At 44.1% G+C, this 13,691-nt stretch carries 13 protein-coding genes; 8 read left to right on the forward strand and 5 right to left on the reverse strand.

The features are described from left to right. The first annotated feature begins 6 nt into the window (after positions 1-6). Positions 7-1,404, forward strand: a complete 1,398-nt coding sequence (gene sufB / locus NSQ55_RS08755; RefSeq protein ID WP_036684335.1) for a Fe-S cluster assembly protein SufB — start codon at positions 7-9, stop codon at positions 1,402-1,404. A 147-nt stretch (positions 1,405-1,551) separates the two neighbouring features. Here sufB and NSQ55_RS08760 read toward each other — a convergent pair whose 3' ends face one another. Both NSQ55_RS08760 and NSQ55_RS08765 read right to left on the reverse strand, forming a co-directional pair. After that, positions 1,552-1,992, reverse strand: a complete 441-nt coding sequence (locus NSQ55_RS08760) for a hypothetical protein (RefSeq protein WP_076187081.1) — start codon at positions 1,990-1,992, stop codon at positions 1,552-1,554. Positions 1,993-2,091: 99 nt separating this feature from the next. Next, a complete protein-coding gene (locus tag NSQ55_RS08765; RefSeq protein ID WP_339172657.1) occupies positions 2,092-2,637 on the reverse strand; it encodes a hypothetical protein in 546 nt (181 codons plus the stop codon). Between the two features lie 452 nt (positions 2,638-3,089). On the opposite strand from NSQ55_RS08765, the gene NSQ55_RS08770 reads away from it, so the two are divergent. The 3 genes from NSQ55_RS08770 (at position 3,090) to NSQ55_RS08780 (ending at position 7,037) form a co-directional block, all read left to right on the forward strand. Then, positions 3,090-4,850 carry an ABC transporter ATP-binding protein gene (locus NSQ55_RS08770; protein WP_036684103.1) on the forward strand — a complete coding sequence of 587 codons (1,761 nt, stop codon included), beginning with the start codon at positions 3,090-3,092 and terminating at the stop codon, positions 4,848-4,850. 26 nt (positions 4,851-4,876) lie between these two features. Then, on the forward strand, positions 4,877-6,715 hold the full coding sequence (locus NSQ55_RS08775) for an ABC transporter ATP-binding protein (RefSeq protein ID WP_172628886.1): 1,839 nt from the start codon (positions 4,877-4,879) through the stop codon (positions 6,713-6,715). Between the two features lie 145 nt (positions 6,716-6,860). Next, positions 6,861-7,037: a hypothetical protein gene (locus tag NSQ55_RS08780; protein ID WP_339172660.1), complete on the forward strand. Its 177-nt coding sequence runs from the start codon at positions 6,861-6,863 to the stop codon at positions 7,035-7,037. Positions 7,038-7,063: 26 nt separating this feature from the next. Here NSQ55_RS08780 and NSQ55_RS08785 read toward each other — a convergent pair whose 3' ends face one another. After that, entirely contained in the window at positions 7,064-7,312 is a 249-nt protein-coding gene (locus NSQ55_RS08785; RefSeq protein WP_339172663.1) for a hypothetical protein, read from the reverse strand. A 387-nt stretch (positions 7,313-7,699) separates the two neighbouring features. Between NSQ55_RS08785 and NSQ55_RS08790 the strand changes: the two genes are divergently transcribed. After that, positions 7,700-8,086 (forward strand): hypothetical protein, encoded by a 387-nt coding sequence (locus NSQ55_RS08790; RefSeq protein WP_339172665.1) that lies wholly within the window; start codon positions 7,700-7,702, stop codon positions 8,084-8,086. A gap of 37 nt (positions 8,087-8,123) precedes the next feature. Here the strand turns inward: NSQ55_RS08790 and NSQ55_RS08795 are convergent, their stop codons facing one another. Then, a complete protein-coding gene (locus NSQ55_RS08795) occupies positions 8,124-9,164 on the reverse strand; it encodes an HD-GYP domain-containing protein (RefSeq protein WP_339172668.1) in 1,041 nt (346 codons plus the stop codon). A gap of 77 nt (positions 9,165-9,241) precedes the next feature. After that, complete coding sequence (locus NSQ55_RS08800; RefSeq protein WP_076124787.1) at positions 9,242-9,955, reverse strand: molybdenum cofactor biosynthesis protein MoaE; 714 nt, start codon at positions 9,953-9,955, stop codon at positions 9,242-9,244. Positions 9,956-10,092: 137 nt separating this feature from the next. Between NSQ55_RS08800 and NSQ55_RS08805 the strand changes: the two genes are divergently transcribed. From NSQ55_RS08805 to NSQ55_RS08815, 3 genes are all read left to right on the forward strand, one after another. After that, positions 10,093-11,532, forward strand: a complete 1,440-nt coding sequence (locus NSQ55_RS08805) for a bifunctional UDP-sugar hydrolase/5'-nucleotidase (RefSeq protein ID WP_339172671.1) — start codon at positions 10,093-10,095, stop codon at positions 11,530-11,532. Between the two features lie 73 nt (positions 11,533-11,605). Beyond that, entirely contained in the window at positions 11,606-12,433 is an 828-nt protein-coding gene (locus NSQ55_RS08810; protein ID WP_339172674.1) for an undecaprenyl-diphosphate phosphatase, read from the forward strand. Positions 12,434-12,577: 144 nt separating this feature from the next. Continuing rightward, a complete protein-coding gene (locus NSQ55_RS08815) occupies positions 12,578-13,690 on the forward strand; it encodes an HD-GYP domain-containing protein (RefSeq protein WP_076187093.1) in 1,113 nt (370 codons plus the stop codon). Position 13,691 lies beyond the last annotated feature (1 nt).

Consider the following 13,691-nt stretch of genomic DNA (forward strand, 5'->3'; position numbering starts at 1 on the left):
GACACCATGGCTAAGAAAGCGCCTGATATGGAAGAATACCAGTACGGGTTCCGTGATGAGCATAAGTCGATATTCCAGTCTGGTAAAGGTTTGACGGCCGAAATTGTTAAAGAAATTTCAGCAATCAAAAATGAACCACAGTGGATGCTTGACTTCCGCTTGAAATCTTTGGAGCAGTTCCGTAAAATGCCAATGCCTACATGGGGCGGCAATATGGATGATTTGGACTTCGAGGATATTCAATACTATGTAAGACCTTCAGAGAAGCAAGGGAAGACTTGGGAAGAAGTTCCTTCCGAAATCAAAGAAACCTTTGATAAGCTGGGAATTCCGGAAGCGGAACAGAAGTTCCTCGCCGGCGTATCGGCACAATATGAATCTGAGGTAGTCTATCACAGCATGCAGAAGAGCCTTGAAGATCAAGGGGTTATTTTTACAGATACCGACACTGCATTGCGTGAGCACCCAGAGCTTCTGAAAAAATATTTCGGGACGATCATCCCTCCAACCGATAATAAGTTTGCCGCACTTAACAGTGCAGTTTGGTCAGGCGGCAGCTTCATCTATGTTCCTAAAGGTGTGAAATGTGAAGTTCCTTTGCAGGCTTACTTCCGTATTAACTCTGAGAACATGGGACAATTCGAACGTACTTTGATCCTTGCTGATGAAGACAGCTTCGTGCACTACGTAGAAGGATGTACTGCTCCAATCTATAGCACGAACTCTCTGCACAGTGCGGTTGTTGAAATCTTGTGTATGAAGAACGCCCGCGTTCGTTATACCACAATCCAGAACTGGGCTCCAAACATCTACAACCTCGTTACGAAACGTGCGGTTGCAGAAGAGAATGCTACCATGGAATGGGTCGATGGTAACATCGGTTCCAAGCTGACCATGAAATATCCTGCGGTTGTTCTTAAAGGCCGTGGTGCTAAAGGTTCAGTACTATCCATCGCGGTAGCAGGTAAAGACCAGCATCAGGATGCGGGTGCCAAGATGATCCATTTGGCTCCAGATACAACATCCACCATTGTATCGAAATCCATCAGTAAACATGGCGGTAAAGTAACTTACCGTGGTCTAGCTTCCTTCGGCCGTCAAGCAGAAGGTGCGAAATCGAACATTAAATGTGATACGCTGATTTTGGATAATGAGTCCACTTCGGATACTATTCCTTACAATGAAATCATGAACGATAACATCGTTCTTGAGCATGAAGCAACCGTGTCTAAAGTTTCTGAGGAGCAACTGTTCTACCTGATGAGCCGTGGCCTCACAGAAGCAGAAGCGACTCAAATGATCATCATGGGCTTCATCGAGCCGTTCACAAAAGAACTGCCGATGGAATATGCGGTCGAAATGAACCGTCTGATCAAGTTCGAAATGGAAGGTTCAATCGGTTAATAAGAGCGCTTATGAATGGAGGCCCGTCCTCCTAACGCTTATATATTTCTTCAAAGCATCCGTAGATATTTTTCTGCGGATGCTTTTTTATTGGCACAATTGAAAAAATCCCCGAATGCTCCGGGGACACACCTTTAATATTTTTAATTATCCATTTCCGGCAACGGCAATTCCACTGAAGGATCTGGCTCCCAGAGATGCCGTTCTAATCGCTGATGCTACAATGGTGTATTGGATCTGGCCGGTAAGCACATCGGTCGAAGGCGGATAGTCGACAGCGGTTATTCCAACCATTTCATATTGGGTCATTGTATTATTAATGTTTCCGGGGTAGGTTGTACTAAAAATTAATATATTATTGCGGTAAATACTAAAAGTAACATCATTCTGAACTATAATGCTGACATCAACACTAAGTCTGGCAAAAGCATTCAATGTGACTCTCACTAAACCTGCATTGGCAGGGGTAACATTTACTGTCTGAAGTCCAATGTCACCGAAAATTGCACTTGAACGAACTAAATTAAGACTTTGTGAATCCATAGTACTGTCCTGTGAAATCCGCATATCAAGAAACTGTATACTCATCCAATTCACCTAACCTCTCATTGTTGATTTTACATTTTATGAGAGAAAGAATAGAATGGCGCCAAATCATTGGCGGTTTTTTTATATATATAGTAAAGGCTACTGTTTTACCAGATCATTCACTTCTTTACTAAAAGCCTCTGAATATTGATTGAATTTACCTGCATCAAGTTTTAAGCTGTTATCGTTTGCTTTTGGAGGTGTCTCCTGGATCTGTTTATATAAAAGATCAATTTCTGGGGAAAGCTTGGACCATATTTTTTTTATAGAATCATACTTTGTATCTAACTCATTCATATATGTATCGTATTCTTTTTTCTCTTCTATGGCTTTGCCAAGCTGTTCGATCGTAAAGTCAATGTCCATGCTCGCTCTTGTACTGCTTGTACCACTTCTAGTGTATGAGATAACATCTACAAACCCCACATTCCAAATGTCAGCAATAACAAAATTGCTTATTTCTCTTAGTATTTTTTCAGGTGAGGGTGCTGTATCAGTTTTTGAGGAGATTTCCCCGAAATTAAACAAGTTTTTAGATTCGTTGATCGCTGTGTTTGCGTCCGTAGGGTTATTGTTATTTGTATTGCTACACCCTGAAAGAAGGATAATGGCGATAATACAAGATAAAACAAGCTGCTTTTTCAATATAGTTCCCCTCCATAATATAAGTAAAAAGTGTTGTATTACTATATTACGGTAAATTGTGGTAAAAGTTTTACATCTGAAGCAAATTTAAGACGGCGAAAAAGTGAACTCTTCGTATCCCGGAAAAAATTCCAATAATTATGCAAAAAACCGAATAAAGGTCCTCCTAATATTACACGATGATTACAATAATCATGTAGATTCTTAATTCATCAGGATTAAGGAGGAAACACGAGCATTTTAAGATAACGAGGGTCCTTTATATCATGTAGATGCTGCTTTTTTCCGAAATAACCGCAAAAACGCGCAATTCTCCCCTTTGCCGCATTAAATTATGGATGATACACTGCTTAAAGTCACTAAATTGTAAGCGCTAAAAAAAGCTAGCTTACGATGTAACATTTGCTTTATACAAAAAATTGCTTACTAAGTAAGCCTTAAGGAGGAGAGATATGGATGTTCTCAGGCAACTGCGCGGTTATTATCGGGAGAAGCTGCATTTTCTGATTCTTTCGATTATATGTTTGGCCGCTGCAACTGCAGTGGGGCTGATTACCCCCAATTTGTTAAGAAAGCTGATCGATGATGTTATTGTGCCACTTAAGTTTACAGAGGTGCCAGTGCTCGCATTGAGCGTGTTAGCTGTAGTAATAGTAAAAGCATGCCTGCAGTTTGCACATGGATTTTTTGGAGGACGGCTAGGTAACTTTCTTGCATACCGGCTGCGTAATGCTTGTTATGAGAAGCTGCAATTCCTATCTTTCCGTTATTATGATACCGCGAAAACGGGAGATTTGATGTCCCGGCTAACCGGAGATTTGGAAGCGATTCGTAACTTTATCGGTTTCGGTTTTGCTCAGTTGCTGAATGTCTTTTTTATGGTCATTTTTGGTTCGATTATGATGTTCTCACTCAATTGGCAGCTTACTCTAGTAACTTTGATTACGATGCCCATCCTGGCGTTTATTGCGCTAAAATTCGAGTCTAAGATTCACCCGGCCTTTCAAGAGATGCGTCTTGCACTCAGTTCTCTGACAACGGCTGTACAGGAGAATATCACGGGTGTGCGCACCGTCAAATCATTTGCGAGAGAGGCTCATGAAGTAGAGAAATTCTCACACCGCAACGAACGTTATAAGAATAACCAGATTTTTGCCGCTGAGCTCTGGAGTAAGTTTTTTCCGGCGATGGAGTTTTTAGCATCGATCAGTGCAGCTATTCTGCTTGGAGTAGGTGGAACGTTAGTTATTAAGGGGAAAATGTCACTAGGCGAACTGGTTGCTTTTTTCAGCTTAATTTGGTACATCATTGGACCGATTTGGGGTCTTGGATTCCATATTAATAACTATACACAGTCCAAAGCATCGGGAGAACGTGTATTGGAAGTACTTAATCAGAATATTGATGTGAAGGATAAAGAGAACGCCCGTGAACTGGTACCTTCTGAGGTTAAGGGAGATGTAGCGTTTAATCACGTCACATTTGCTTATGGGAACAAAATGCCTGCGGTTACAGACATTGATTTTGAGGCCAAATCTGGTGCGGTTATAGGGTTCCTTGGAGGTACGGGCTCTGGTAAATCGACCATTACACAGCTGATGATGCGTGCTTATGACGTTAATGAAGGCAGCATCACACTGGATGGGATGGACATCAGAGAATACAATGTTCGCAGCTTGCGTTCACAGATCGCGACGGTCTTTCAGGAGACCTTCCTGTTCTCCTCCTCAATTCGCAACAACATCTCCTATGGGTTGAAGAATGTAAGCATGGAAGAAATTATCCGAGCTGCACAACTTGCCAAAGCCCATGATTTCATCATGGAGATGGAAGACGGTTATGACACTGTGGTGGGTGAGCGCGGAATGGGTCTTTCCGGTGGACAAAAGCAACGGATTGCCATCGCTAGAGCCCTGCTTAAGAATCCGCGGATTCTTATCCTCGATGATGCGACCAGTGCAGTCGATATGGAGACGGAGCACGAGATTCAAGCCGGATTCCAAGAGGTCATGAAGGGGCGCACTACACTTATTATTGCCCATCGGATCTCCTCCTTGCGCCATGCGGATCAGATTATCGTCATGAACGAAGGTCATGTGCAGCAGCGTGGTACCCATAAAGAGCTAATTGAAGTGCCGGGTCCTTATCAGGATGTATACCGGATACAGTATGCTGATTATCTGGCCAGAGCGACCGGAAGAGGGGAGGAGTGAGGCATATGAAACTTGAAGCCAAACCAATGACCGCTACGGGAGCAAAAAATAAAGCAGCCGAGCAGCAAGAACTGGATGAACGTTTTGTATATAAAGATGATGATGTCATCGATAAGGCTTTTGACTGGAAGCAATTCACCAGACTGTTCGGGTACATGAAGCCTTATGCAAAGCAGATGCTTCCATTGGTGTCCATCATGATGATTCTGGGAACCATCACGAAGTTGACCGTCCCGTTCCTAACAAGTTTAGCCATTGACCGTGCGATTGCGCCAAAGGTAGGGAATCCCAGCTTATCACTGCTTTATTCGCTTACAGCTGGGGTAATCGTCTTATATCTGATTCAATGGATTGCGGGAGTGTACCGGATTAAATATACGAACATCATAGGCCAAAGAGTGATTTATGATTTGCGCTCAGATTTGTTCAAGCATATTCAGAAGCTCTCCTTTAACTTCTTTGATAAACGACCGGCAGGTTCGGTATTAGTACGGGTAACCAATGATATCAACTCTCTGCAGGATCTGTTCACAAACGGGGTTGTCAATCTGATGATTGACTGCGTGCAGCTTATGGGGATTACCATTATTCTGCTAGTGATCAACTGGAAGCTAGGTCTTGCAGTAATGGTCACGGTTCCGATTATGTTCTTTGTTTCAACTAAGCTGCGCCAAAAGATTCGGATCGCTTGGCAGGACGTGCGGATGAAGAACTCCAGAATTAATTCTCATTTAAATGAATCGATTCAAGGAATCAGAGTCACACAAGCCTACACTCAAGAACAAGAAAACATGAATTATTTTGATGTTATGAATACCGACAGCAAAAAATCCTGGAACAAAGCCTCTGCGATGAACCAGGCGTTCGGTCCGATTATTGAGGTCACAGGTGGTTTTGGAACAATGATCCTCTTTTGGCTGGGGGCTTATCTGATCCAATCTGGAGAACTCACAGTAGGTATGCTGGTAGCATTCAGTTCTTATGTCAGCAATTTCTGGGACCCGATTAATCGCCTTGGGCAGATGTACAATCAGCTGCTTGTGGCAATGGCTTCCTCGGAACGGATCTTTGAATATTTGGATGAGCAACCGGCGGTGCAAGATAATCCTGGTGCTAAGCCAATGGGAACGATTCGTGGGGATATTAACTTTGAAAAGGTCATTTTTGAATATGAAAAAGGCCGGGCTGCACTAAAAGGTATTGATCTGGATGTTCAAGCAGGACAGTCGATCGCGCTCGTAGGTCATACAGGTTCTGGTAAAAGTACGATAATTAACCTGATTGGCCGGTTCTATGATATTAAGAGCGGCCGAATCACGATAGACGGTGAAGATATCCGCGGGGTTACGTTAGACAGCCTGCGAAGGCAGATCGGAATCGTGCTGCAAGATACCTTTATTTTCTCGGGAACGATTCGGGATAATATCCGTTTTGGCCGTCTGGAGGCTACAGATGAAGAAGTGGAAAATGCCGCAAAAGCCGTGGATGCCCATGACTTTATTATGAAGCTGCCCGGAGGGTATGAGACTGAGGTGGAAGAGCGCGGTAGCGCATTGTCGATGGGACAACGTCAGCTGCTCTCCTTCGCCCGGGCGCTTTTGGCAAATCCGCGGATACTAATCCTGGATGAGGCAACTGCCAGCATTGATACGGAGACGGAGCTGAAGATTCAGGAGGCACTCAAAATCCTGCTTCAAGGCCGAACCTCCTTTATCGTAGCGCACAGACTCTCTACCATCCGTCATGCGGATAAAATAGTCGTCCTCGATCACGGAGAGATTAAAGAAGAAGGAAACCATCATGAGTTGACATCCCGTGATGGGGTATACAACGGTCTGATCGAAGCGCAATTCCGCTTCCTATAGACCGACAGAACGGAACAGAACACAACAGAACACAACAGAACAACAGCTCATTCCAGTTGCTTAGGCAAATGCGGGGTGGGCTGTTTTTTATAGGGATATAGTGATTAAGGTGGCCGGGGCTTGGTGGATCAGAGTAGAGTGGAATATGGCAGAGGTATTACGGGACAAGGCAACCGAAGAACGGAAGAACGGAAGAACGGAAGAACAGCAGAACGGCAGAACGGCAGAACAGCAGAATGGCAGAACAGCAGAATGGCAGAATGGCAGAACGGAAGAATGGAAGAACAGCAGAACGGCAGAACAGCAGGACGGCAGAAAATAATATAGCAGGGTAATATTTCTATTCAGTTACTTGGGGCGTTTGGATACCCTGCCCGTCACACGCAGCTCAAACATTTGTGCACAAATATCTTGATGCCATTGTAGATCAGCTGTCTGTTCCGCTAATAGGAATTCATTTTGCAATCGGGCCATCTCATAGCAGTAGGTAGCGTTAATTTGCAGGCACTGCTGTTGCTCCGTTTCCTCAGCAGCAGTAAGCTGCCGTCTACGGCTCAGAGTGAACAACTCGGCAAGGCGTTCATGGACAGGAAGCATGCTTTTTTCCTCCTATAGCAATTTAAAACCACATATTAGTCTCGCCATTAGAAGAGGAATTCAAACGTTACGTCAGATAATTAAATTGAGGGGCCTTACTATGTTGAGGGTAGGAGGAACTATCTTCGAAGTCAGAAGGAAACAATAGAGGTGAGAGAGGTGAGAGAGGTGAGAGAGGTGAGAGAGGTGAAAATCGAGGAATGTTTAGGAGTAATCTGGAAACCAATCTTTAGTTGCAGTTTGTACAATAGAAACCATCATTCTCGTTATAAAAATACTGTTAATTGCACTTTGTGCAGCTATTTTCGAGAAATGTGCTTATAAAGAGCATTTTCCTTAATTCTAGTTGCACAAAGTACAACTAAATCAGAATTTGGCTTGCTAGACGTGGATTTAGTTGCACAAAGTACAACTAAATCAGAAGTCAGCCTGGTAGACGTGGATTCTGTTGCACAAAATATAACAAAATCAGAAATCGGCTCGCTAGACGTGGGTTTTGTTACACAAAGTACAACTAAATCAGAATTTGGCTTGCTAGACGTGGATTTAGTTGCACAAAGTACAACTAAATCAGAATTCAGCTCGCAAGACGTGGATTTTGTTGCACAAAATACAACAAAATCAGAAATCGGCTCGCTAGACGTGGATTTAGTTGCACAAAGTACAACTAAATCACAATTCAGCTCGGTAGACGTGGATTCTGTTGCACAAAATACAACTGAAAAATCCCCCGTAGTTAAACCGGGGGATTTAGTGTACAAACAGCAGCTCTGAACCTTCTGCTAAGCAACGCAGGACCTCAAGAAACGCCCTAGTCCATGTAGATTTCCACAATCGTAACGTTACGTTCGCGGGCTAGATCGACAAATAATCCATCGATCTTTACCAGCGGACGGAAAATATCAACTGGATTGTTCATGATAATCACACCTGTATCACCCGTGTTCAGTAATACTCGCTTGCCGATAAAGTTGGGCATTAAATGTTGTATAAAGGCTTGAACCGTTCTGCCGTTCAGCTTACCAAAGCTGAGGTCATTTAGTTCACGTAGGACAGAAATAAGCTCTTGCTTGGACTGATAGACGCGTTTGGAAGTCATCGCACTATAGATGTCAGCTACAGCAGCAATTTGCGCATAAGGATGAATCTCGGATTTGGTTAGATTACTAGGATAGCCAGAGCCGTCCTCACGTTCATGATGCTGTAGGGCTGCCAAGGCTGTATGTGAGTCATCCATCGAATTGCGGATAATTTCGTAGCCGTACTTAGTATGTAGTTTAACTTCTTCGAATTCTTCCGCGGTTAATTTTCCAGGCTTATTTAATAGAGCAGGTGAGATTCTACATTTTCCAATATCAATTAAATATCCAGCTCGTCCAATCTCATAGCATTCTTGTTTGGAATACCCAAGCCAGATTGCAATATAATAAGAGAGCATACCTACCTGCAAAGAGTGATTGTAGGTATAATTATCTTCGCGATCGAGCAGAAGCAGGAGGGAGACTACATCCTTTTGCTTGTCCAACGATTGAAGCGAAGGCTGAAGAATGTCGTTAACCACGGATTGGTTAAAGCTTCCTTTTAATAGTGCTTCCATATAAAGATTCTCAAAGCCGTCAATCATGGTATCAAAACTAGTGGTCACCGTCTGAATAATTGAAGGTCTGCTTAATGGGGCAGGTGCTTCCACTAACGTCTGGATATCAACATAATCAACTCCATGCTGCATCAGCTTGGCGATATCATCTATCTGGAGCAGCGATCCCTTTGGTAATACATGCAGACCTCTTGAACTATAAGCGTCTGAGTTGAGGTGATTACCAGGTTTTAGATCCGAGACGTGTACTCTCAATGCCTATGCCACCTTTTATCCGATTTTATCCAGAATATCAACAAAGTGCAGATTTTTCAATGAAAAAGGAGTGAAGATTAATTGTGGAGGGAATCGGCAGCCTTTTGTTCAGAGCCTACCCAGTGCTGGCCTGATTCATTGATGTCTTTTTTCCAGATAGGGACGGTCTGTTTCAGCAGTTCAATGGCCAGACGACTAGCCTCGTAACAGGTATCGCGATGAGGGGTAGAGACAGCAATGATAACGCTTGCTTCCTTAAGACCAACAAGCCCAATACGGTGGGAAATCGCGCAGCGTGCATTCCAGCGATTCTGTACCTCGTCACCAATTTCTTTCAGCTTATTTAAGGCCATAGGAATATAGGCTTCATAGTCTAATGCTGTTGTGCGTTGTTCTCCGGTCATTTCGCGTGTAGTTCCTACAAATAATAGGGATGCTCCATGATTGGCATCGAGGACGGCATCCAGAAGCTTCTCAGCATTTAAAGGCAGATCCGTTATGCTATAGAGACCGTCAGGAGTGCTCTCATATAAAGAACCATTCTCTCCCCCGGAAACGGGAGGGATTAATGCAACTTCGGCAGACTCGGTGATGAGGTCTTCATCAGGTGCATATTCCCGGTCAATAGCGACCAAAGAAGTTCCAATTAGGGATGCTGCATCCGGATAAGAGGTTGAAAGGAGTTCTTTTAACTTCCCAGCGGTTAAGGGATTCTCCGTCGCATGAAAGGTCAGAGAAGATGAACCGATAATCTCAGCCAAACCCGCGAACAGGCGGATTGTGATATGCATACTTATTCACCTCTGAAATATGTTGTAATGTCTACAATATACCATAATGAGCCTGAAAATGTTATGCTAGGCTCTATAAGATCATGCATCGGCTGCTTCATTAAAGAGCGGCTCAACAGGTAGGAGGAATGTTGCTAATGGGGCATGTGCCGCAAAGACTGACCATACTTCATACCAATGATATACATAGCCATTTCGAAATGGTGAGTCCATTGGCAGCAGAAATCGAGAGACAAAGAGCTGCAGCGGGAGAAGAGCCTGTGCTGCTGCTGGATATTGGCGATCATATGGATCGTGCAGCCGTCGAGACAGAAGGAACTATGGGTCAGGCTAACATTGATGTACTTAATTTAACAGGATATGATGCTGTAACCATCGGTAATAATGAGGGGTTAACATTCTCACAGGAGATGTTATCCTCTATTTTCTCCGGGTTACAGTGTCCAGTGGTATGCTGTAATTTTGTGGAGACTGCAACAGGGGAACCTCCCCACTGGATGAAGCGTCATGCCATCTTGGAGAAGGACGGAATCAGAATAGGAGTGACTGGAGCGACAGCGGCATTTACTTCGTTTTATTCCTTGCTGGGCTGGGATGCTCTGGATCCCGAGACAACCCTTCGGGAACAATGCCTTCTTCTAGCTCCTCAGGTGGACATTCTAATCATCCTTTCTCATTTGGGGCTTCCCGCAGATCGAATTCTGGCAGAGCGGCTGGAAGGTGTGCATGCTATTCTAGGTGGACATACACATCATATGCTGGAAGAACCGCTCATGATTAACGGAACAGCTGTATGTGGAGCCGGGAAATTCGGGCGTTACCTCGGGCGGCTTCAATTTGAGCGGAGAGAGGGACAACCTGGATTTAGCCTGGTGGCGGGTGAATGTATTCCGATTGACCCAGGACTGAAGGAAGAGATTGTAGGTCCTGCCGCTACTATTCATTTGGAGCGTGGTCGTGAGGCTCTTCAGCAGACCGTTGCGATCACAGATCGTGAGCTTCCTTTGAATTTGCAGGGAGAATCCCCTTTCGGCAATCTTTTAGCCCAAGCTGTACGTAGATTTACAGGCACTAGTTTGTCGATAGTTAACACAGGCCAGCTTCTAGGACCTTTGCCTGAAGGGGAGGTTACAGCGGGAATGCTGCACGCCCTATGTCCTTCTCCCATTAACACCTGCGTAATCAAGCTGAAAGGCCTAGATATTCGCATAGCTTTGGAGCAGAGTCTTACTGAAGAATTTTATAATAAGGTGATTTTTGGGTATGGCTTTCGCGGGAATTATCTGGGCAGCTTAGCAGTAGATGGGATAAAAATCTTGTACGATCCGCAGAAGATACCGTATGATAACAATATTGCAGTTTTTGTCGAAGGAAACCCGCTGGAGGATGATAAAGAGTATAATGTTGGTACGCTGGACATGTTTACTTTCCGTGCAGGCTATGAGACGATCGCCAATGGGAAGGATCCTGTATTTTTGCTGCCTCATTTTTTACGCGACCTGCTTGGGATGGAATTGCAGCGTCCGGACAGTCTTGATGAATGCATGCTCACTCGGTGGGAGATCAAGTCTGAGTAAACCTGCAGCTCACAAGATATACTTTTTGATTCCATTTAAACAGTGCTAGATTCCCGAAAAATAGGAGGAGATTATGGACACGATTACAGCTATTATTTTAGCAATTGTCGAAGGGATCACTGAATTTATTCCTGTTTCTTCTACAGGACACATGATCTTGACCTCGAAGCTTCTGGGCTTTGATGAGCAGGATTCGATTATGAAGACTTATGAAATCGTTATTCAGCTAGGGGCAATATTGGCGATTGCGCTTGTTTACCGCGAGCGTGTGCTTAATTTGCTGGGCATTGGGCGTAAGAACTCAGGAAGAGGCGGTGTGATGCCGGCGTCTCGTTTGAACTTAATCCATGTAATATTTGGGATTGCCCCAGCACTAGCTGTGGCATTTTTTGCCCGCGATTTTATAAAAAGTCTCTTTGGAGCCACGACTGTTCTTTGGGCGCTTGTCGCCGGCGGGATTCTAATGATTATCGCAGAATGGGTAAACAGACGCAAAATTAGAATTACAGCGCATGAGCTGGACGATCTTTCTTACGGACAGGCGCTGGCTATCGGGATGTATCAGATTATTTCAGTGCTGTGGCCAGGATTTTCCCGTTCGGGATCTACGATCTCCGGAGGGATGTTAAGTGGGGTTAGTTATAAAGCGTCTGCGGATTTCTCCTTCCTTATAGCCATTCCTATTATGTGTGCGGCTTCCGGATATGAAATGTTGGATTCTTATAAGAACTTCACTAGTGAGACGATTGGCTATTTTGTAATTGGATTTCTGATTTCTTTTGTAGTGGCTTATGTAGTGGTTATTTTGTTTATGAAATTGATTCAAAAGATTAGATTGACGCATTTCGCGATCTACAGATTTATTCTTGCTGCTATATTCTGGTTGTTTATTATGCGTTAATGCCCATAGGCAAAGACCTAGACACACCCGATGTTCTTCATGGTGCACCTGTCTGATCTCTACATAAACGGTATAGACAAAGCGTGTGACCCAAGGATTTCAAAACAGAATAGCATTTTACCGTTAAAGGCAGGAGTGAGCTAAGTGCGTTTAGTATCCGTGAATCAGCTTCAAGCAGGCATGAAATTAGGTAAAAAAATATATAATGATGAAGGTCTAACTCTCCTCGCGGATGGGGTGGAGCTTACTGATGCATTGATCAAAAGGCTTTCAAGAATTGACATCGGTTATATTTACATAGAGGACTCTGTCACGGACGATGTTGAAATTATAGGTATGCTTCAAGATGAGACACGTAATCAGGCACTGAAGGTGATTCGTAATCAGTTTCAGCAAATGACAGGCGCTTCAGGAATAAGTAAGGGATTCTACCATCTGGATAAAAAATTCTCAAAGATCATGGATAGCATCCTGGATGATTTGTCTTTACAAGAAGATCCGATGATCATGCTGCTTGATATGCACACCGCTGATAACTACTTGTACGTCCATTCCCTGAATGTCTGCTTGTACACTTTGGTGCTTGGCATTGCGCATGGGTACAGCAAAGAGGAGCTTCGAGTGATTGGTCTGGGTGCGCTGCTGCATGATATTGGCAAGACCCAAGTCCCGATAAAAATCATTCAAAAACCCGGTAAGCTCAGTGAAGATGAATTTCGCCATATGCAGGCACACACCGAGATCGGGTATCAGATTCTCAAGGAAGAACCGAATATCCCGCTGCTCGCGGCTCATTGTGCGCTTCAGCATCATGAACGCATTGACGGATCCGGATATCCGCGGGGATTAAAAGGGCCTCAAATTCATGAATATGCCAAATGGTTGGGCGTGGCTGATTCCTACGATGCCATGACCTCCAACCGGGTCTACAAAAAGGCTATGCTGCCACATCAAGCCGTTGAGGCGCTTTATGTAGGTTCTGGTACATTGTATGAGCAGAAGCAGCTAGAGTTATTTAGAGATCGTGTGGCTATCTATCCTCTTGGTCTTACGGTGAAGCTCAGTACGGGTGAAAGTGGAGTTGTTGTCAAAATAGACCCAAGTACGCCTCACAGACCGATTGTACGTGTGCTTACAGGGCCTGAAGGAGAGAAAGTCGTACCGTTCGAAAGGGATCTAGGAAAAGCCCTCTCCGTTGTTATCGTTGACGTCGCAGATCAAGGCGATTCTGTGGGAACGCCAAAATATTTATCATAGC

This window comes from Paenibacillus sp. FSL H7-0943, assembly GCF_037963265.1.
Lineage (GTDB): Bacteria > Bacillota > Bacilli > Paenibacillales > Paenibacillaceae > Paenibacillus_AQ > Paenibacillus_AQ odorifer.

Bases quoted from the DNA above. Each gene is read 5' to 3' on its own strand.
- sufB (WP_036684335.1), top strand. From the start codon at position 7: ATGGCTAAGAAAGCGCCTGATATGGAAGAATACCAGTACGGGTTCCGT.
- NSQ55_RS08760 (WP_076187081.1), bottom strand. From the start codon at position 1,992: ATGAGTATACAGTTTCTTGATATGCGGATTTCACAGGACAGTACTATG.
- NSQ55_RS08770 (WP_036684103.1), top strand. From the start codon at position 3,090: ATGGATGTTCTCAGGCAACTGCGCGGTTATTATCGGGAGAAGCTGCAT.
- NSQ55_RS08775 (WP_172628886.1), top strand. From the start codon at position 4,877: ATGACCGCTACGGGAGCAAAAAATAAAGCAGCCGAGCAGCAAGAACTG.
- NSQ55_RS08780 (WP_339172660.1), top strand. From the start codon at position 6,861: ATGGCAGAGGTATTACGGGACAAGGCAACCGAAGAACGGAAGAACGGA.
- NSQ55_RS08785 (WP_339172663.1), bottom strand. From the start codon at position 7,312: ATGCTTCCTGTCCATGAACGCCTTGCCGAGTTGTTCACTCTGAGCCGT.
- NSQ55_RS08800 (WP_076124787.1), bottom strand. From the start codon at position 9,955: ATGCATATCACAATCCGCCTGTTCGCGGGTTTGGCTGAGATTATCGGT.
- NSQ55_RS08805 (WP_339172671.1), top strand. From the start codon at position 10,093: ATGGGGCATGTGCCGCAAAGACTGACCATACTTCATACCAATGATATA.
- NSQ55_RS08810 (WP_339172674.1), top strand. From the start codon at position 11,606: ATGGACACGATTACAGCTATTATTTTAGCAATTGTCGAAGGGATCACT.